Annotated in this window: 19 protein-coding genes, 1 other RNA gene and 3 pseudogenes; 18 read left to right on the forward strand and 5 right to left on the reverse strand. The window is 32.5% G+C overall.

The features are described 5' to 3' along the window. The first annotated feature begins 24 nt into the window (after window positions 1-24). From liaF to ssrA, 6 genes are all read left to right on the forward strand, one after another. The gene (gene liaF / locus ACQV2Q_RS08355) at window positions 25-780 is read left to right on the forward strand and encodes a cell wall-active antibiotics response protein LiaF (RefSeq protein ID WP_428874248.1); all 756 of its coding nucleotides are present in this window, start codon (window positions 25-27) and stop codon (window positions 778-780) included. After that, complete coding sequence (locus ACQV2Q_RS08360) at window positions 777-1,838, forward strand: sensor histidine kinase (protein ID WP_428874247.1); 1,062 nt, start codon at window positions 777-779, stop codon at window positions 1,836-1,838. The genes liaF and ACQV2Q_RS08360 overlap by 4 nt, the downstream gene beginning before the upstream one ends. A 25-nt stretch (window positions 1,839-1,863) precedes the next feature. Then, window positions 1,864-2,496, forward strand: a complete 633-nt coding sequence (locus tag ACQV2Q_RS08365; RefSeq protein ID WP_428874246.1) for a response regulator — start codon at window positions 1,864-1,866, stop codon at window positions 2,494-2,496. A gap of 65 nt (window positions 2,497-2,561) precedes the next feature. Further along, window positions 2,562-2,897, forward strand: a complete 336-nt coding sequence (locus ACQV2Q_RS08370; RefSeq protein WP_428882482.1) for a HesB/YadR/YfhF family protein — start codon at window positions 2,562-2,564, stop codon at window positions 2,895-2,897. A gap of 15 nt (window positions 2,898-2,912) precedes the next feature. Continuing rightward, window positions 2,913-3,515: an ECF transporter S component gene (locus ACQV2Q_RS08375; RefSeq protein ID WP_428882483.1), complete on the forward strand. Its 603-nt coding sequence runs from the start codon at window positions 2,913-2,915 to the stop codon at window positions 3,513-3,515. Window positions 3,516-3,606: 91 nt separating this feature from the next. Beyond that, window positions 3,607-3,969, forward strand: a transfer-messenger RNA (tmRNA) gene (gene ssrA / locus ACQV2Q_RS08380). A 405-nt stretch (window positions 3,970-4,374) separates the two neighbouring features. On the opposite strand, the gene ACQV2Q_RS08385 is transcribed toward ssrA, so the two are convergent. Continuing rightward, window positions 4,375-4,539, reverse strand: coding sequence for a hypothetical protein (locus tag ACQV2Q_RS08385; RefSeq protein ID WP_428874243.1), 165 nt, complete (start codon window positions 4,537-4,539; stop codon window positions 4,375-4,377). A 283-nt stretch (window positions 4,540-4,822) separates the two neighbouring features. Here ACQV2Q_RS08385 and ACQV2Q_RS08390 point away from each other — a divergent pair, with 283 nt between their 5' ends. The 9 genes and pseudogenes from ACQV2Q_RS08390 (at window position 4,823) to ACQV2Q_RS08430 (ending at window position 11,939) form a co-directional block, all read left to right on the forward strand. After that, window positions 4,823-5,395, forward strand: coding sequence for a TetR/AcrR family transcriptional regulator (locus tag ACQV2Q_RS08390; RefSeq protein WP_428875506.1), 573 nt, complete (start codon window positions 4,823-4,825; stop codon window positions 5,393-5,395). 33 nt (window positions 5,396-5,428) lie between these two features. Then, the gene (locus tag ACQV2Q_RS08395) at window positions 5,429-5,893 is read left to right on the forward strand and encodes a hypothetical protein (protein WP_428882484.1); all 465 of its coding nucleotides are present in this window, start codon (window positions 5,429-5,431) and stop codon (window positions 5,891-5,893) included. Window positions 5,894-5,904: 11 nt separating this feature from the next. Beyond that, complete coding sequence (locus ACQV2Q_RS08400) at window positions 5,905-7,098, forward strand: iron-containing alcohol dehydrogenase (protein WP_428882486.1); 1,194 nt, start codon at window positions 5,905-5,907, stop codon at window positions 7,096-7,098. Between the two features lie 17 nt (window positions 7,099-7,115). After that, window positions 7,116-8,486 carry an aldehyde dehydrogenase gene (locus ACQV2Q_RS08405; protein WP_428874239.1) on the forward strand — a complete coding sequence of 457 codons (1,371 nt, stop codon included), beginning with the start codon at window positions 7,116-7,118 and terminating at the stop codon, window positions 8,484-8,486. A gap of 559 nt (window positions 8,487-9,045) precedes the next feature. Next, complete coding sequence (locus ACQV2Q_RS08410) at window positions 9,046-9,549, forward strand: GNAT family N-acetyltransferase (RefSeq protein ID WP_428876315.1); 504 nt, start codon at window positions 9,046-9,048, stop codon at window positions 9,547-9,549. 121 nt (window positions 9,550-9,670) lie between these two features. Continuing rightward, a complete protein-coding gene (locus tag ACQV2Q_RS08415; protein WP_428874237.1) occupies window positions 9,671-10,150 on the forward strand; it encodes a cupin domain-containing protein in 480 nt (159 codons plus the stop codon). 408 nt (window positions 10,151-10,558) lie between these two features. Then, a complete protein-coding gene (locus ACQV2Q_RS08420; RefSeq protein ID WP_428874236.1) occupies window positions 10,559-10,939 on the forward strand; it encodes a helix-turn-helix domain-containing protein in 381 nt (126 codons plus the stop codon). A 260-nt stretch (window positions 10,940-11,199) separates the two neighbouring features. After that, a pseudogene (locus ACQV2Q_RS08425) lies at window positions 11,200-11,346 on the forward strand (transposase); the annotation flags it as partial. A 383-nt stretch (window positions 11,347-11,729) separates the two neighbouring features. Next, on the forward strand, window positions 11,730-11,939 hold the full coding sequence (locus ACQV2Q_RS08430; RefSeq protein WP_428874235.1) for a hypothetical protein: 210 nt from the start codon (window positions 11,730-11,732) through the stop codon (window positions 11,937-11,939). Between the two features lie 848 nt (window positions 11,940-12,787). Here the strand turns inward: ACQV2Q_RS08430 and ACQV2Q_RS08435 are convergent. The 3 genes from ACQV2Q_RS08435 to ACQV2Q_RS08445 all read right to left on the reverse strand — a co-directional run bounded on the left by ACQV2Q_RS08435 (window position 12,788) and on the right by ACQV2Q_RS08445 (window position 16,602). Then, complete coding sequence (locus ACQV2Q_RS08435; RefSeq protein ID WP_428874234.1) at window positions 12,788-14,017, reverse strand: MFS transporter; 1,230 nt, start codon at window positions 14,015-14,017, stop codon at window positions 12,788-12,790. Between the two features lie 37 nt (window positions 14,018-14,054). Beyond that, a complete protein-coding gene (locus tag ACQV2Q_RS08440) occupies window positions 14,055-16,415 on the reverse strand; it encodes a ThiF family adenylyltransferase (protein ID WP_428874233.1) in 2,361 nt (786 codons plus the stop codon). Window positions 16,416-16,479: 64 nt separating this feature from the next. Beyond that, on the reverse strand, window positions 16,480-16,602 hold the full coding sequence (locus ACQV2Q_RS08445) for a hypothetical protein (protein WP_428874231.1): 123 nt from the start codon (window positions 16,600-16,602) through the stop codon (window positions 16,480-16,482). 1,187 nt (window positions 16,603-17,789) lie between these two features. On the opposite strand from ACQV2Q_RS08445, the gene ACQV2Q_RS08450 reads away from it, so the two are divergent. Both ACQV2Q_RS08450 and ACQV2Q_RS08455 read left to right on the forward strand, forming a co-directional pair. Next, window positions 17,790-19,121 (forward strand): sodium-dependent transporter, encoded by a 1,332-nt coding sequence (locus ACQV2Q_RS08450; RefSeq protein WP_428882488.1) that lies wholly within the window; start codon window positions 17,790-17,792, stop codon window positions 19,119-19,121. Window positions 19,122-19,599: 478 nt separating this feature from the next. Further along, window positions 19,600-19,923, forward strand: a complete 324-nt coding sequence (locus ACQV2Q_RS08455) for a hypothetical protein (protein WP_428874579.1) — start codon at window positions 19,600-19,602, stop codon at window positions 19,921-19,923. 32 nt (window positions 19,924-19,955) lie between these two features. On the opposite strand, the pseudogene ACQV2Q_RS08460 reads toward ACQV2Q_RS08455, so the two are convergent. Then, a pseudogene (locus tag ACQV2Q_RS08460) lies at window positions 19,956-20,192 on the reverse strand (transposase); the annotation flags it as partial. Between the two features lie 154 nt (window positions 20,193-20,346). Between ACQV2Q_RS08460 and ACQV2Q_RS08465 the strand changes: the two are divergent. Next, window positions 20,347-20,540 (forward strand): annotated as a pseudogene (locus tag ACQV2Q_RS08465) (hypothetical protein); the annotation flags it as partial.

Raw genomic sequence — 20,540 nt, forward strand, 5'->3', positions numbered from 1 at the left:
ACTTAACAGAAGGGAGGTATTCCAATGAAAGACTTCTTTCGCAAACGTATTTTTCTCACGATGATTCTTTGTATCTTTTTAATTATATTAGAATTACTTACAGATTGGCATTTTCTTGGAATGTTTGCAGGAGGATTTTTGCTCATCAGTTTGAGCCTTTATATAGAGCGCTATTGGTTGAACCGATTGACTTTAGGATTGGGTTTGATTTTGGTTATTATGACGATTGTTTTAACCAAATCATTCTGGCTATTTCTTTTAACCATCTTTTTCGCTTTAATTGTCTTTAAAAAAGAGCATATCCATGAAATGGGTAATCTTTCGGAGAGTGTTTTACATCCAGCCCCTAAAGAGTCTGAGAGTTATTACGGGATTAAACTGCTTCAACCACAAGACCAGCAGCGAACAATCTTAGAATATCGCTCTCTTTTTGATATGCGAGAAGAAGGAACCAAGACTTCATATGAGTGGGATGATATTAATCTTGTATATTTTGGTGGAAATTCTATTATTGATTTAGGGAATACCCTCATTCCAGCAGGTGAGCATACGGTAGTCATTCGAAAAATGTTTGGCCGTGTTCGTTTAATCATTCCGAGGGATATTGGCTTGAAAATGAATATATCTTTAATTAGTGGCAATGTTTTATTTGAATCTCAAGACTATGTATTAACATTGGAAAACTTTAAATGGCGTAGTCCCGATTATCAACAGGCTAACCGCAAATTAAATGTTATTATTTCAAGCTTTATAGGAGATGTTGAGGTGATTATTTTATGAATTTACGGTTATGGATTCGTATCTTACTCAATCAATTAATTATTACATTGCTGATCTGTTTTTTTGTGGTTGGTCTTTGTGCATGGCAACTACCAGCTTTTAATATTGAAGACCTTTTTATAATTAAGATCTGGGACGTTCGATTATTTATCTGGGTAGTAGCCATTATTATTGCCTTCTCAGTCATCTATAGTTTATATCTTACCTTTTCACTAAATGATTCTTATGAACTGATTCGAGCAAAAATCAATTGGTTATTGTTAGGCAAATATCACCATCCGATCTTCAATAAAACCAACCGTAAATCCAGTCTCTATACACAAGATTATAGCTTGGCCCAAGATATTAACCGCCTGCGCAATCGCTTGGTTGATTTGACTGAAGACTTACAAGAATTTACAGCTGCTCCGGTCTTTGTCGGTGAAGAGACTAAGGAAGAAATTATCGAACATGAGCGTAGTCGCATAGCACGTGAACTTCATGATTCGGTATCCCAACAATTATTTGCTGCTATGATGATGTTGTCAGCTATTACTGAATCCTATCCTGAAGAGGAAAACCCTAAATTAAGTGCTAAGCTTGAAAAAATTGAATCGGTCATTGGAAATGCTCAAACTGAAATGCGAGCCTTGCTCTTACATTTACGACCGGTTGACTTACAAGGAAAATCACTGCAACAAGGAATTAATAATTTGCTATTAGAACTACAAGCCAAAATACCTCTAGAACTGACTTGGGAATTAGATGATCCTAGACTAGAAACGGGAATCGAAGACCATCTCTTTCGGATTATTCAAGAAGCGGTGTCGAATACTATGCGGCATGCTCGAGCAAATAAATTAGATGTTTATCTAAGAGAAACAATGGATATGATAAATATTCGCATTGTTGATGATGGACGTGGCTTTGATCCTGTTCAATCGAAAAAGTCAGGCTCTTATGGTTTAACCAATATCCAAGAAAGAGTGAAGGGGATGGGAGGGGCGGTTTCGATAATTTCTTCTCCAGGGCAGGGAACGGTTGTCGATATTAAGTTGCCTTATAAACTTAAAAAATAAAATTATAAAATAAAGGAGTCAGTGTATGATAAAAGTATTATTAGTTGATGACCACGAAATGGTCAGGCTAGGTGTTTCGTCTTATCTAAGTATTCAAGAAGATATGGAAGTGGTGGGAGAAGCTAATAATGGCTTAGTAGGTTATCATCGTGCCCTGGATTTACGACCGGATGTTATTTTGATGGACTTAGTCATGGATACCATGGACGGAATTGAAGCTACGCAAAAAATTATGCAAGAGTGGCCCGAAGCTAAAATTATTATCGTGACATCTTTCTTAGATGACGAAAAAGTATATCCAGCTATTGAAGCAGGAGCTCAATCATATATCCTAAAAACTTCATCAGCTAAAGAAATCGCCGAGGCTATTCGCTCAACCTACCAAGGTAAGAGTGTGATGCAGGATGAAGTTACGCAAAAGATGCTAAATCGCGAAACCGAAGAAAGGCAAGTCCATCTGCATGATGATTTGACCAATCGTGAGCGTGAAGTCTTAGGATTGATTGCTAGAGGGTATTCCAATCAAGCGATTGCAGAAGAGTTGTTTATCACTTTAAAGACGGTAAAAACCCACGTCTCTAATATCCTATCAAAATTAGAAGTGGATGATCGCACACAAGCGACGATATATGCTTTCCAACATAATTTGGTGGATTAAGCAAAAAACTCGCTCAGATAAAAAAATTGCTATATGATAGATTCAGTTTATAGAGGAGGGAGTTGTTGCATTTGATTGCAACAAAGCATATGAAACTAATAGTAACAAATAAAGCAGCAGATTGGTTTAAGGAAGAAATAGGATTTAGCCAAGGTGCTGGTGTTCGCTTTAAAACAAAAATTTATGGATCGAGCCCTTTTGACAATGGTTTTGGGATTGCCATTGATTCTGTTCAGCCAGAAGACCCTTTAGTCACTTATCAAGCGCCCAATGGGGTCCTCTTCTTTATTGAACAAGATGACGAATGGTTTTTTGATGAATATGATTTAGAGGTAACTCTTGATGAAAGACTCTGTGAACCCACTTACAATTACATTAAGAATGGTCATTCCATTCATTAAATGAGGAGGATGTTTGTGCCAGCATTACAAAATCAAAACGCTATGAAAACTAAACGCTTAGTTATTTTAAGTATCTTCATGGCTATTATCCTATTACAAACTTGGGTACCTTTTCTAGGCTATATAGCCATACCCCCATTAAATATTACTATTATTCATGTAACGGTAATTGTAGCGACCTTATGGTTAGGCACTAAAGATGGTTTTATTATCGGAGCATTTTGGGGCTTGAACTCCTTGATTCGTGCTTATGTTATGCCAACATCGCCCATGTATGTTTATGTCTTTTCTTCACCATTAGTCTCACTTTTACCACGGATGATTATGCCTTTGATTGTTGGATGGTTTGCCCACCAAGCTCAAGATAAAATTCAAGATCGCTTGCGCTATATGATAGCAGGGGCCTTAGGTTCAATCTTAAATACAGTTTTCGTCTTAGGGGCAATTGGCCTCTTTAAACAGGCAGAGTATTCACAAATTAGTGGAGCCAATCTCGATAGCTTATGGCAGGTGCTCGGAGGTATTGTGTTAGTGAATGGTGTACCTGAGATGATCTTTTCAATTTTAGTGACGCCAATTTTACTGAATGCCGTCAAAAAATTACCTCAAACTCTTTAAGTAGGAAGTCCAAGATAATTCGTCTAAAAGCTGACTGACCTTCTTTGACATTTCCTCATGGAGATGCTAGTATGTATTTATACCTTTAATTGGGGGTGTCATGGTTTCGACAGGTGTTGTTCGAACCTTGGATGCGTCAGGTAGGCAGCGACTACCTCACCAACGCTACAGTTAAATATAACTGCAAACAATAATAACAATTTAGCTTTAGCTGCCTAAAAACAGCTGGCTAAGATCAGCCTAGCATCGCCCATGTGTTAGTTCCTGGTCTCAAATTAGTGGGATACGCTAAGTCTTTCCGTCTGTAAGCCTTAGAAGAGATAAGCAGACTCGCAAACACAAATGCCTGTTGGTCGGCTATGTGGGAGCTAAATAATAATAGACGCAACTATTGACGTAGATTCTTTGGTGGCGAGACATTTGGACAGGGGTTCGACTCCCCTCATCTCCATTGTTTTTAATAAGAATATAGATTTATCAGTATTTTAAGACATAAGTAGTTGAACTTAAATAAAGTTATGGTTCGAAATGCTTAATAGGTCTTATATTGAGATAAAATAATCTATATTCTTTTTTGTATGGTAGTGAATATAGGGCAGTGTCAAATAAATTGTGTAAGCTAATGTAAGATTAAGTAAAAAACTTCTAACTAGATAATATTATAGGCATTATACGTCATCCCCTATAGGGGATGAATTTTTTTGCTTTGACCTTTTCCTTGTATTTCATCTAGCATTTTACTTAGTTCCTACTGTGCTTGACCAAACCCCTTATGGATTCTAGAAGAAAACTTCGTATTGAATTTTGAAACATAGGTATATAGATACTTTTCTAAAGATCTCTCATGGGAAATTGTTCCTTAACCATTGCAGCCTTTGACTTCCGATTTTTCGTAATTAAGAAAGACTGTCCTTTCGCATACAGGTAATAAGTTAATCGCTTCTTCTAAGTTTTGACGAAATAGGTCTTGAACAGATTTATCTTCTGCTAGTGCTGTGAATAATTTTGTGCTAACGACTTCCATAAGGGACCTCCTGTGTGATTGCTTATTTGATTTTACAATCTTACATAAGAGAGGTCTCTTTTCTACAAAGATTCGGAGCTTACACAAAATATTTTACGCTCTGAAGAAAAGCGTAATTATCTATATTAGAAGGTTATTATATTGTGGGATCTCTCCCTTTTAATAACTTCTTTTTTCTTAATCATAGTAGCTTTAAAATAAGCATATTTGACACTAAAAGCTGGTTGAATTAAACTTAAACTAATTAATCGGTCAGTCGACCGAACGGGAAATGGGTGGATAAATGACAAAAATATCTATTAGTGATGGGAACTCTAATCAAGATATGCGATCTTATATACTTGAGATTGCATCAGTTTTAATTAGTGAATTAGGCATTGAAGAAACAACTTTGCGTAAAATTGCTGAAGCAGCGGGTATTAGTAAAGGAACGCTTTATTATTATTATCCTGCCAAACAAGCGATCATTTATGAATTGGCAGAAAAAAATTTAGAAATGATAACAGAAGACTTACTTTTATTCATTGAAGAGTCTGATGAGGAGATTGATGCAGAAGAAATATTGAAGACTTTATTTAATAAAATTATCTATGCGGATACTAGAGGCTCCTTACATCTTTATCTTTTAAGCGATGCGATTACTAATAATCAATCCTTGGCTAAAAAGTTTGAAACACGCTATCAGTCCTGGCGAGAGACCATTCGAAAAAGTTTAATAAAAGGATTAAAGCGACAGGGAAGAGATTATCACGCCCTCTCTTATCTTATTTTAGCTTTGTTAGATGGCTTAATTATTCAACAGAAATTTGCTACGGAAGAAATACCTGTGAATCAGATTGTTAAATTGCTTATTTAATTAAGCAAAATTTATAAAAGGCGGTTGCATGTTATGAACAAATTAATGGTAGAAATTGGTTTAAAATTTTTAGTAAGAGGATTAATAGCTGCTGCTAAAGTAGAGCCTGCAATTCAGAAAGAGTTAGGACACTATGCGGATGGTTTCTTGTTTGAATTGACAGTTTTAAACACTAGTACAAAAGTATTCTTTGAAAAAAGAAATGATGGCTTTAATTATTTAGGAAAGCATGTGGATGCCCCAGCTGATCTGTCGATTATTTTTAAAAGTTATCGGGCTGCACAAATGTTAATTCTTGGTCAAATAGGTCTGCACCAGGGCTATGCTCAACATCGTTTTATTGTTAAAGGTGATTTCCTAAAAGCTATGCCTCTCGTTCGAATTTTATATTATGTAGAAGCTTATCTTTTCCCAAATTTTATTAGCAAAAATATTTTAAAAGAACAACCAGTGCTTTCAGCCAGCAAAGGCAAAGCCTACTTTCATTTAGTGTTTTAAGGAGGATTAGTATGAAAATACCAGAATATTATGAATTTATGAATTCAGTCAAGATTTTATCTGGCAAAGGCGCTTTAGAAAACATCCCATTTGAATTATTGAATTTAGAGGCCCAGAGGCCTTTGATTTTAACAGATGAGTCATTGATAAAGCATGGACAAGTGCAAATTATTACAGAGGCTTTAGAAGATGCCAACATTGAAATCGCTGCCATCTTCAAAGAGATTCCACAAGACTCATCATTAAATGTGGTCCACGAAATCAGTGACGTCTATCAAACACATCAATGTGATAGTATCATCGCTATTGGCGGTGGATCAGTTATTGATACTGCTAAAGGAGTAAATGTTTTAGTTTCTAAAAAAGTCAAAGACTTAAATGAACTCATGGGGCTAGAGCTAGTCGGTGGTAAGTTAAATCCTTTGATAGTCGTGCCAAGTACTGCAGGCACAGGCTCGGAGGCAACCTTAGTCTCAGTGATTGCTGACACGAGCCGTAAGGTAAAGTTGGAGTTTATTTCATACAGTCTTTTACCAGATGTGGCTGTTTTAGATTATCGAATGACAGCGTCACTTCCAGCGAAAATAACTGCATCAACTGGAATCGATGCCTTAACACACAGTATTGAGGCCTTAACGGGTTGTCAAAAAAATCCACTTAGCTCTGCTTATTCCTTAGCTGCCATAGAATTAATTGGGAAGCACCTTAAAGAAGCAGTCCAAAATGGTAAAAATAAAGAAGCTCGCATAGCCATGGCGAATGCGTCCTTAATGGCAGGTATATCCTTTTCTAACTCAATGGTAGGCATTGTTCATGCGATAGGCCACGCTTGTGGATCAATCAGTAAAATTGCCCATGGAGATGCGATGGCGATTTTACTTCCATATGCTATGGAAATGAATTTAAAGCATTCACAATCTTGTAAAGAGGAGTATGCTAGAATTTTATTGGCTTTCTCTGGACCAGAAGTATACAGCCAGACACCCAAAGATCAAAGAGCCGCTCGTACAATAAATGCTATCAGAGATTTACTTAATGAATTGCATAAAATAGCGGGTTTACCGACCCGTTTGCGAGATGTCGATGTTAAAAAAGAGGATTTTAAACAGATTGCCAAGACAGCCATGAATGATGGGGCTACAATTGTGAACCCAGTGCAAGTTACTACTGAACGGATTATGGATATTTTAGAAGCAGCTTATTAAGAAGGAGCATGATAAAAATGGAAGAGACAAGTGGTGTATTAGAAAAACAAAAAGAATATTTTGCAAGTGGAGAGACCAAAGCAATTGATTTTCGAATTGCTAAGTTGAAAAAATTGTATCAAGCGATTGAAGACTATGAGCTTGAAATATTAGAAGCCTTAAGAAGTGATTTAAATAAAGCAGGATTTGAAGGCTATGTTAGTGAGATTGGATTGGTTTTAGAAGAGATCACTTATATGTTAAAAAACATGAAGAGATTACTCAAACCTAAGCGTGTACGAACACCAATCTCTCAGTTTCCATCAGTCAGTCGTGTCTATAAAGAGCCTTATGGGCAGGTGTTGATTATTGCCCCTTGGAATTATCCATTTTTGCTGACTTTATCGCCACTTGTTGGTGCCTTAGCGGCCGGAAATACTGCTGTTATCAAACCCTCTGAATTTGCACCGGCTACGTCTGCTATTATTAAAAAAATGATCGCAGATACCTTTGATCCGGCTTATGTGACGGTGGTGGAAGGGGCTGTTGAAGTTAATCAGTCTTTGTTAAGTAAAGATTTTGACTTAATTTTTTTCACAGGAAGCAAACAGGTGGGGAAAATTGTAATGGAAAAAGCAGCTCAGCATTTGACGCCAGTCGTCTTAGAATTAGGTGGGAAAAGTCCAGCCATTGTTGACAAATCAGCCGATATAAAAATAGCTGCTAAGCGAATTGCTTGGGGCAAAGCTTTAAATGCAGGACAAACCTGTGTGGCTCCAGATTATTTACTTGTTCAAGAAGATGTGAAAGAAAAACTAACAGAGGAATTAATGAAGACTCTGGAAGGTTTTTTTGGCAAGCACGCAGAAACCAATCCTGAATATCCCAAAATAATCAGTGATAGGCATTATCAGCGATTACTTAATCTGCTAGAGACAGGCAAAGTGATTTACGGGGGTCAAAAAAATGATGAAACACACCAAATAAATATCACATTAATGGAGGATGTTTCTTGGAAAGATCCAATTATGCAAGAAGAGATATTTGGTCCGATATTACCCATAATCACCTATAAGACTATAGATGAAGCGATGGATCATATTAAGGCACGTCCAAAGCCTTTAGCTTTGTATTTATTTACAAAAGAGAAAGATATTGAGCGAAAGGTTTTAACGGAGGTTTCCTTCGGAGGGGGAGCAATAAATGAGACAGTAACCCACCTAGCGACTCCTTATATGGGCTTTGGTGGAGTGGGAGAAAGCGGAATGGGCAGCTATAATGGCAAAAACAGCATTGACACCTTTTCTCATAGTAAAAGCATCTTGAAAAAAAGTAATTGGCTTGATCTTCCTTTCCGTTATCCACCTTATAAGACAAGTATAAAATGGATCAAAAAGATTATGAAATGAGATATTTTTTTAGCTAGCAATAAGCAGTTGACTAGCAAGTAAATGTTCAGCATACTTTAAGTTTTGTTTAAAGAGAAACTAGTATAAGAAATCGATAAAATTAATAATATAAAAATCTTTATAGGAGAGATGCCCCCCAAAGATAGAGCTATCAAACTCACTTTTGGGGGGTTATATTAGAGTAGCTGATTATTTTAATAGCAATAAATTAAATGCAAGTAGCCTTTTAAGGAAGTATAAAGACCTAGCATTGAATGGGCTCACTAAAAAAACTATAGCTCTTCATGAGTGGAACCTAAGACTAAAACAGCTCGATCAGGACAGTGTTTTTATTTGCTAACTTAAAATAGATGTTGACTAAGTAAAGTATAAACTAATAGCTATGACAAAGTTTTTTAACTTCTAGAAGATTGCCTAAAGATTTAGCTTATGGAAATCACTATTTTTATTTAAGGAAGAATTTGTTTTATGGTTTGATAGCCTATGAAAAGTTTTGTAAACTTTGCTATGCTTGTAATAATACGAAAAAAATAGTTACGAAATTGACGGAGGATTTATAGTGGAAAATTTTACTGCAATCTGGAATATCTATGAAAGCTCTTTTCCTGAAGATGAAAAAAGAAGTTTAAACTTACAATTAGAAATATTGAAAAATCCTAATTATCAAATGAAAGCCTTAAAAGATGACGGTAGAGTAGTAGGTTTTATATCTTTTTGGGATATTGGAGAATATGTATTTATTGAACATTTTGCCATAGATGACAGTTTCCGAGGTAGAAATTATGGCAGTAAATTTTTGAATACTTTCTTAAATGAAGCTGATAAAAAAATAGTCTTAGAGGTAGAAAAGCCTGAAGACAATATCACTAAACGAAGAATAAATTTTTATCAGCGTTTAGATTTTAAGTTGAATGCTTATGACTACACGCAACCTCCATTAGAAGAAGGGAAAAATGCGATTCCGCTTTTATTGATGACTTATCCAGAAGCAATGGATCAAGAGCAATTCAATAAGGTTAAAGAAGCTTTGTATCGGGTCGTTTATTCGAATGAGATTAAGTAATCCGGTAAGATGCTAGCAAAATCGAGAAAGTTTACTAATTACAAGGCTGCTTAAAGTGGATAAGAATTTTAGACCCTTACACTCCCTATGCTAAAATAGTATAAAATGTTAGGAGATTATTATGAATCAATCAATGGAAGAATGGATAAAAGCTTTGGATATGGAAGCTCATCCGGAAGGTGGCTATTATTGCGAAGTTGAAAGATCACAAGACAAACTAAAAATAAATGGGAAAGAACGTTCTCTGTTCACTAGTATCTATTTTCTATTGGAAAAAGAAAACCCCTCACATTTTCATCGTTTAACTGCTGATGAAATATGGTACTATCATTACGGACAGCCATTGACCGTGCATATGATTTCTCCAGATGGCGATTATACAAATGTTACTTTAGGACTAGCTGTTGCGCAAGGTCAAGTACTACAATATCGTGTTCCTAAAGGGACAATCTTTGGCTCAACCGTTGAAGATGGGTTTTCGCTCGTATCGTGTATGGTTTCACCAGGATTTGAGTTTGAGGATTTTGAGTTGTTTCGTTACCATGAACTGATCGAACAGTACCCAGAGTATGAAGAAATGATCCAATTATTGAGTAAATAATGAAAGGGGGAGAAACTTAGCGTTTCTTCCCCTTTTTTAATACCATTCTTTTTTATTTGAATTAGCTTTTTGAAATAAAAATTAGGCTTTCTATCTTTTGAGTACTTTCAAAAATTAGAGTTACATGACGGATTCTTGGTATCATTTCACGGGTGGTAGTTTTATGTATAGAATAATTTTCGTATAATTATTTTTAAGAAAAGAGGAAAGGAGTTCGTATTTTATCACAGGCTCCTTCTTAGCTAAAAACAACTTCCAAGAAATGCTGATATACTGAAGAGTTATACTATATCTTAATAAGTATAAGGACTTGTTACTCAAAGTAACACTAAAGTTCTTGATAGTATATTTGATAATGCGAGTTTTTATGATTGACTATAACTATAAAAGATCAATAGGAGTGATAAGATGCAACTAGGCGATAAAATAAAAGAATTACGAAGAAAAAAAGAATACAGTCAGGAGGAATTGGCTGAAAAAATAAATGTTTCACGTTCAGCAGTAGCTAAGTGGGAAAGTAATAATGGCATACCGGATATTACAAATCTTAAAAAGCTTTCTGAACTTTTTGCAATGAGTGTGGATACATTAATAGACTATACAAACGAATTAGAAGATATTTCCCTTGATCAAAATAAACCAGAGCTTGATTCTTCTTATATAGGTGGTTTTTATGATATTGATTTAGTGGGTTGGAATGATGGTGTATTTAACGCTTATATTTTAAATGAAGATGAAAACTTTATTTTTTATTTGCTTAAAGACAAAACATTAAAACACACGGTCTAATAGGCAAGAAACATATAGTGGATATTAGCCAAACTTCAAAACAGTTTGAGCTAGAAAAGGAAGATCTCATTCAAAAGAGATTAGGAGATTTTTATAGAAAGCCCGTTTCAATTAAAGTCACCATGAAACGTAGTTTACTAGGTTTTGTTGATTTTAGAAATGAGGATTTTCTTAAAACCTCTATTGAGTCATCTGATCAAAAGAAGATCGTTCTAGAATTTGGAAGAGAAATATTGTTATCTGATATTTGTAAGATTGAAGAACGATTGAATCAAGAAGTACGTCGTAGAAAGAAAGTGGTACGAATCTTTCCAAATGTCGACTCAGCTAATCGATTAATTGGCTCTGTATTAATGCACATCCACGAAGAATGGATTACTTCTTCAAGGGCTTATATGAGGCTTTAATGGTGATGAACATTGTACTAAGTTATTTTACACAATATTATGGACTTGACTTTTGAAAAAAATTTATTAATTCCATTAAATCAAAAAAACCAAACGAATAAAGTTAAATTACTAAGAGAACGATGTTTTGATAGCTCTAACTTTTTAAGAGAAAACCTAAAAATTATTTTTTTCTTAAAGTAAGGTGAAATCTATACTCAACTGGGCTTAATAAATTATATATAATGTTAGTAATGTTCTTAGTTTAAAGAGTTTGGCTAATAGAGGGGTATGATTAATTTATTGTCTCGCAATACCATGAGTATCTCCTTTCTTATCTACCCTATACGAAAGAGGTGGAGATTGGTATAGTAGAGACATTAAATAGGAGAGGAGATGAAAGAGTGAAAAATAGAAAAATTGAACTCTTTTTCAATCATGGTTCTAGTTTAACAGTCATGATGGAACTCGAATCAAGATCTGATGATGAACGTGCTCTTCGAAAAATAATGAAACTTATTATTTCTAAACAACCAGATATTATAAAAGATATCAATGGTAATCAAATTGTTGTTGATTTTTCAAAAGTTAATTATGCAAGATTCGTAAAGTAAACCCATAGGTAAACAATATTGAAATTTGAAGGCCTCATAACGGGGGCCTTTTAATTATTTAAAGAATCAAAGATATATCCACATGAATTAAACACTATTTATCTAAAAAAATTGCATAGGACAATTTTTTAATATCTTATCACTCTATACAGAGGCTTTGAGCTGCAGCTATGCGATTGAAGAAAATAACAATGAGTCTGAAGTGTCTAAGTCAGAGGGTAAGTATACGTCTGAAGGATGGTCCTTCATATCATCCAAGAGAGAGTTAATTCGATACTTGCATAATCTTTAGAGAACTTACTTAGTTTAAGTAATCCATGTATAACAAAGAAAATCCGAAATAATAATGTCGAATAAAATAGTATATAAATTACGATTATTAGTAGAACATCGGATTGATTTCAAATAAAATTAATTCGAAAAATTAGAAAGTGGAAAGGGGAATCATACTTCGAAAGAATACGAGAGTAAGAATGAGTATCCCCTAAAAAATTCAATTCTTATTACAGAATTTACTATTTTAAAAGTTTGTTAATTAGAGTAAAAATTATCAAATTCATTATTTTTAATTTTTCCTTAGTAAGACTACATTGGACAAAGAGATTTATTGTTTAAATTCAACTTAATTGCTTTAAAAGATATTATCTAAATAGTAAATCAGTCAAGCTACTGACTCAGCTCTTGATTGAATTAAATTTATAAATAACATTCATAGTTGATCTTTCACAATAAGTTGCAATCCAAATAGTGGGCGTCGCTCAAATAATACTTAAACGAACCTTCTCTTATAACAGTATTGAAATGATGATTACTATTCTGTAAGTGATTAAAGATTAATTATTCTTTAATTAATCATTCATGCTTATAGTTAGCTTTCTCAATTTTTTTTCTGATATTTTAATAAAAATAATTAAAATTAATCCAGAAAAGATAAATATTGTATATATATTAAAGTTGTCGAATAATAGTCCATATATACCCGCCCCTAAAGGAATACTCGACTCTATCATGACATCTAGCAAACTAAATAAGCGCCCCTGAATTTTTTGAGGAACTGTTTTTTGAAAATATCCTAATAAGGGTATTTTTCCTATTGATATACTGAAACCAGCGATAGTAATAAGAATGAAGGATATAATTGATAATGCCCAAAAATGGTTTGAAAAAATAAGTATGGTAAATCCTAGTAGAATAACAGATAGAGCTAATAGGAACCACGATTTTATAATTGGGTTATAGAAGGGTTTTTTAAAATTTAATTTAGGATAAATGATAGCTCCCAGCATCATTCCAACTGGTAATGTTATTTGAAAGATACCGATAAATATTGTTTTACTCTCAAAGTAAGACAATATTAAGTAGGGTAGGCCTATTGAAAGTGATCCTAAAAGTAAATTGATGCTTAACATACTTAAACTTAGTATTAGAATAAGTTTATTTTTCCAAGCATACTTTAGTACGTAGTTTAAACTATAATCGCTATCACGATCATCATAGTTTTCTTCAATTAAGGAATCATGCAGCGGTAAATTAAGTATTAGTAATACGGCAAATAGCTCAAAAAATATTTCTAAAAATATGAAGCTATCTATTTTTAGGAAAATAAAGATAGAGGATGCAATAAACGGTGCTATTAAGGCACAGATCCCATTTATTGATTCAACAATTGAATTGAATTCATCTAACTCTTCTTCCTTATTTACAATATTGACAGCACTTGTCATTAAAGTAGTGGTAAAAATTGAATCACTCACTTGAAGGATTATTGAAAGAGCGATCACCCAATATAAATTAATTTTGTCGCTAAATCCTGTTCCGAAAATAAAAAGGATTAATCCTACTATACTCAGAAATTGAGCAACGATCATCATGTTTTTTTTAGGGAAGCGATCAATATATTTACCAGATATTAAAGATGTTAAAATACTAAATATAGCACTAACCATAACTACTATTCCAAAGTCAGTTGCGCTTTTATTTTGCTGCAGTATCTTTAAGGATAGTATAAAAGATAAAGTTCCACTACCTAATTGGGTTAGTGTGAGTAGTATCGTTAGTTTAAATCTATTTTTTTTCAATATAGTACCTTCCGATCATTTATTAATATATACATTATTAAAAACTAATTTTCATTAAATCTATAATACTTTCAATTGAAAAAACATTTTCTATCCAATCATTGCTAATGATTACCCCATTAACTATATCTTTAAAAATTTTTTCTCCATACTTAATGGATACAATGGATACAATTAAATCACTGATTATAAATTCTATTGGTAAATACAAACTGTAATTAGCTAAATAGTTATAAACAAAATATTCTCTATTTTTCATTTCTACATACTCTGGATCCAAATTATCCAAAGAATCAAATACTTGTTTATATATATCAGTTGTTAGAGGTTTTTTTGAATTAGTTTCACAATCTAATCTTTCTTTAAATATGGCTAAATCTAAAATGTATAGTAAATCCCTTTCAAATTTATATCTAATTACTTCTTGCAATTTATTTAATTCAGTTGGGAATTTATCAATATTTTTAATTTTTAAAATATTAATAAATATAGATTCTGCTAAAATTTCATTTTTAATTATAGAAAGTTCTTCATAAAAATAAGATGTTTTCATTTCATCATTAGAAAAAAAATGTCCAATTTCATGAAGTAGTCTTATAACTGATTCATATGTCCCGTCAAATGTAGAATAAACTAGAGTTTTCTTTGTGTTTGTTAAATAAATACATTTTCCAACACTACCATCAGCATAATTATCAACTATAATGTCATTATTTTTATACGCATTAAGAAATTTGTCACCCAAATCATTTCTAATAGAATTTAATAAGAGATAAATAAAATCGATAGCCTTGTTCTTGCTACCAAAGTAATAACTATCTTGTCTCCTGAAATCAAAAAAATCTTTTTCTTTAATATTATTTTTATTTACTCTCTTATTATTTAATACTTGTGATTTTAGTAAAAAATACTCATCTTTAGATATATTTTTTATTTCTTTCTTCAGTTTGATAAATATTTTTTCGGATATACCTTGTATAAGATAGAAATCATTAGAAATTTTACTATCTCTTGTGTTATACACTTGAAAAAACTTATCTTTATTTTCTGAGATAAAGTTATGAATATTATGCTGAATTTTTTTTATTGAATATACACTTACTAAATCAATATCACTAAGTAAATTGTCGGAAATAGAACAATCAGATAATTGATACATATGATTTGTTATTGATTGGAAAACATCCATTTTTTTCATAAAATTCTTTGATGTATTTGAAACATTTAAAGTGTTTGAAATATTCTTATTAATATCAAATTCAAATTTTTGAGTATATTGAATTAATTCAACAAATTTAAGAAATTGAATCACATCATATTTCTTATATCCAATATTTTCATTTAGTTTAATTTTTTTTAGAGACAATTCTATTTCATTTTGAGATATTAAGTCATTTATTTTTTTTTCTAATAGTTCTAAAAAATTTTGATACTCTGACTTTATATATCTTCCATAATCTGTTAAAACATTATTTTTTTTATCAAAGCACAAAAATTTATTATCATTATCGTTATATATAATTCTGTTTAATATTTGATTAGTAATTAATCCAGAAATAATCTGTGAATCTACAATTACCCCTTTATTTAAAGAAAAAACTTTTCTTTTTTCAGATTCATAAGAATTTTCTAAAAAATAATTTTTAACTTTATTGAATTCACTTGCTATGTCCCAAACAAATAATAAATTTTGATAATAACCTGTTGTTATATAATTAATATTCATATTTTTAGAAAAATCTATCAAGTCCAATTGAAGATTTGTGCTTTTTTCATCAAAGCAATCTATAATAATATCAAACTTTTCTTCCATAAATAAATTTGATAAATTTCTAATATTTTCTATTTTACAATTCATATATTTAATTTTGGCTGTTTGTGAAATTTTTTCAAGATGATTTTTTAAAACTACACCTTTTAATTTTCCTTTATCTAATCCAGTATAAACAATTTGGGAGTCTAGGGAATGGAGCGTTATTACGTCGTCATCAATTAATATAATATTCTTAAAACCCATTTTAACTAAAGAAACTGCAACATTAGTCCCAATAGTTCCGCATCCTATAATAAGTATTCTTTTTCGGTTTACAAGATGTTTGATATCTAAGGTACTTGAATATGTTTCATAAAAGAACTCATTCCGTTTAGTCAGATTTTTTTTATCATTTATAATGATATTAGATTTAATTAACTCTTTTAAATAGTTTTCTATTCTTTCATTAGGTATATTTTTAATTATTGGAAGATCATTTTTATCACGTGGAAATTCAAACCATTTTAATATTTGAATTATTATGTCATTATTTTGAGAGTTAATAGATTTTTCAAAACCATCAAAATATGTAATTTCTTTATCATCTGTAATAGTTAAGTTTATATATTTATTTGTGCAATACAAACTATTTCCCCCCTAAAAAATAGACTAAAGAATCTTTCTTTAGTCTATTTCAAAATCTATATTTCTAACATTTTTTATAACAGATGCACCATGATGGTGTACTAGAATTTTGTTCAATCTTTTCAATCAAAATTTGTTCTTTTTCTGAATCTAATTGAATTTGTTCTTTTGAATTACTTTCATTCATCACAATTCTCCTTCCTTTTTTTGATTGTATGCTTAACTTATAAAATAACATAACAAGAAACTAACAAAATAAGAAAACGCATACAATCTATACGTTCATAATAATGTTCCCAAAGTCATTTGTCAAGTTTTTATTTAATTTTTATTTATTATGTGATTTACTCACTTAATAATATAGAATTCGCTGTCTTTACGTATTAGAACATATAGTCAAACTTGCGAATACATCTGGTCTTAAGGTTGGTTATGTGATAGCTAAACAATAATATACACAACTATCTCCGCAGATTCTGAAAACTTGTTTAAATTCTCTTGATGAAAGGTGTATTCTTAAAAATATGGTCTGAATTAAATGCTATTATAATTTCTATTGGGATGTATTCTTTAATAAAGGTATTTAAAGAAGCTGAAAAGCTCCCCTATTACCACTGAGATATATTTTCATAATTTTTTTTCAGCTATTTATTAAAGAATTTAGCATTTACTAAAGGAGCTCCGCAAGGGTAAAGATATTAGAATCTTTAGTTTATCAATATTTGAACTATTAATTGACCATAACGCTTCCTGTATTTCTGTTTCTATAACTCTAATTTAATACTTTTATTTTAATTAACATTAATTATAACTCAAATTCATTAAAGACATATTTAAAAGGGTTTCTAATTGAAAATGATATCAAGGTTCGTGCTTTTAAGTGCATTAAATCTTTTAAAATTTTTAAAAGAAAAAAATGTCATTTTTCTTCCTACGATAGAATACTTCAAGAAATAAAACTACCTAGAACTTTACATGACTAATTACATTTTCACCTAAGATATCACTTGGATAAAAAATACTCATTTGACTTTCTATCAAGCCTATTAGATAATTAGTTAAATAAAAAAAGAGAAAGGAAATCACACAAATGAAATTCAACATTCATTCATGGCAGGCTTGGCATAGTTGAGTGGTCTAACTTCTGAAGTAAGAAGGCTAGGCTCACTTTATTTTTCATGTATAAATGGAGCCTATGCCAGTGTGATTTTTAATAGATAGTTGTTTAAAAGACACTGCATAGATCAATTTAAAATTGATGACGCAGTGTCTTTTTGTGTCTTTATATTGATATGAGCTCCATTTCCGCTGAAAAATAGGGTTAAAGGATTAGCTAGTAGCATTTCTAAACAAAGGAAACGAGGAGTGAAAAAATTGAAAGACAAAAAAATAATAGGAGAAAGAGATGGTTTTCAAAGTAGGCTAGGTTTTATTCTAGCATCAGTGGGTTCAGCGGTAGGGATGGGAAATATATGGTTATTCCCTTATCGTGTCGGTCAATTTGGAGGAGCGGCTTTTTTAATCCCCTATATTCTTTTTGTGATTGTCATTGGTTTTACGGGAGTAATTGGTGAGATCGCGTTGGGAAGAGCGATGAAAGCAGGTCCTCTGGCTGCCTTTAAGAAGGCGATGGCTAAAAGAGGCAAGCCGTATGGCGAATGGCTTGGCTTAATTCCCACCATCGGGTCTTTAGGGATCGCGATTGGCTACTCGGTTGTCATTGGCTGGATTTTAAGGTTCACCTTTGGGGCAATCTCAGGTTCGATGATTCAAGCGGCAGATAGTTCTGCTTATTTTGAAAAGATTGCTGGGAATTTTGGAAGTATTGGCTGGCATCTAGCTGCACTCATCCTAACTTTTGGGATTATGCGAGTGGGCATTTCAAAGGGGATTGAAAGAATAAATAAAGTGCTCATGCCCGGATTTTTTATAATGTTCCTGCTTTTAAGTATTCGCGTGATCTTCTTACCGGGAGCAAGTCTAGGGTATGCCTATTTGTTTCAACCTGAATGGGAAGCGCTAAAAAAACCACAAACATGGGTCTATGCATTAGGCCAAGCTTTCTTCTCCTTGTCCTTAGCTGGTTCGGGAACATTGGTGTATGGGAGTTATTTAAGTGAAAAGGAAGATGTGGTTACTTCTGCGACCTATATTGCAGTAAGTGATTTAATAGCAGCTATATTGGCTGCTCTCGTTGTTATTCCATCTGTGTTTGCTTTTAATATGGACCCAACCGCGGGCCCTCCTTTGATCTTTATCACCATGCCAGCGATTTTTAAACAAATGCCAGCCGGTAACTTATTTGCCATTCTTTTCTTTATTGCAGTACTGTTTGCAGGGATTAGCTCCTTGATCAATTTATTTGAAGCTCCAATCGAAGCGCTTCAAGAAAAGTTCCATTTTTCAAGAGCAAAAGCGGTAGGAATCGTAGCGAGTATAGCGATAGCCATCGGAATATTTGTTGAAAATGGCGCTATTTTAGAAAGTTGGATGGATATTGTGAGTATCTATGTGATTCCATTAGGCGCTTTGTTGGCTGGAATTATGTTTTATTGGGTATGTGGACCGGACTTTGCTAGAAAGCAAGTACAATTGGGCTACAATAAGACTCTGGGGCCATGGTTTGAGCCAATGGGCAGATATGTCTTTGTAGGGTTGACGATTTTGGTATATATTATGGGAATATTTTATGGTGGGATCGGTTAAATCGTTTAGTGCATTCAGATGGTTGCTAATATGGATAATCCTATAATTTAAAAAAAGACATAGAAGCATTAAATTTAAGCTAAACGACTATCCTTAGTCTAAGATTATTAATGTTGAGCTAACAGAGTTGAGTCAATCTCTTAGTCATTTTAAGTTCAAACAATTAATCACTGTCAAAGTTTTGGGTAGTATTAAATTGTTTTGTATAAAAAAATATCAATGGATTATTTGGTATTTTGTTGAAGTAGAATAGGTAAAATAATTGCAGAATAATCAAATAGTGTTCTATTTATGAGCTGATGGCTAGGAGTCTTGTTATAATGATGATAATAGCCAATAATTAGGAGAGTGACCGGTTTTCAAGCATTCTATTTTAAAATTAAACGATTGGTTGGTGGGCTGTTAGAGTGAATATTGAATAAGATTGCTCTAATAAAGTAAAGAAGTAAAAAAATGTGAATTTGTGAAGGAGTTGGAAATGGAAAAAGTTAGAAAAATGCTGGTATATTTGATCGTAATAGCTTTTGCCTTTTATCTATTGCCATTTTTCATTAAAAATACAGGAAGTGGGATGTTGGTTTTACTATTGGCTGTCCCAATGACATGTTTTATATCATCGCTAATCTATGGAATGAAGCACTCATTTAACTGGATTTTTCCAATGCTTGTTGTCTTGCTATTTATTCCTACCCTATTTATTTTTTATAATGAGAGTGCAAGTATTTATTCTTTAATCTATGGCGTTATTTCAGTGCTTGGAAGTTTTTTGGGAAGTTTACTTTATAAGAAAAAGAAGGTTTAAAAGGAAATTCCAGTCTGTAGTTGTTAACACCCTTTTAAATCAAGTGTTCCTACACAAGTGGTAAACTCTCGCTCATAATAGCCGTTTTTTTGACTTTGACGACTTTTTGAACGTTCATACTCATCGGCTTGAATATATTCTGTTCGCTGCTTTTCCATCAATTGGTTGAAAACAGTGGTTAAAATGTTTTTAGAGACATCCTCTTTAACTGATTGTTCAATCATGCTTTGAACCACTTCGCTGTTCAGTGTAAAATGTACTTGGGTCATGTAAGTCCTCGGTATGTTTTGGAGTAAAAACATTGTACCGTAAAAAAGACTGTTACATGGCCTTTTATCTTTTATATAATTATATGGACTTTATCCGAATAACTCTAATATCGATATAGGTTCTTTAGAACTCTTTGAGAATATAGCCTATGTCATGGCAAGACATGGGGATAAGACGGTAGAAGACAGTCCAGAGGAATGGTCAGATAATTTTTCTACTTTTTCTATTTATCAAATCCTACCCCAGCTAATAAAATTGTGGGGATTAAATATTAAGACGGAAAAAATACCTAAAAAAGTAAGACCAATGACCACCCCCTTATTTTTATTAAGAGCAGTGGAACGTGG

This window comes from Facklamia sp. P12950, assembly GCF_050409465.1.
Taxonomy (GTDB): Bacteria; Bacillota; Bacilli; order Lactobacillales; family Aerococcaceae; genus Facklamia.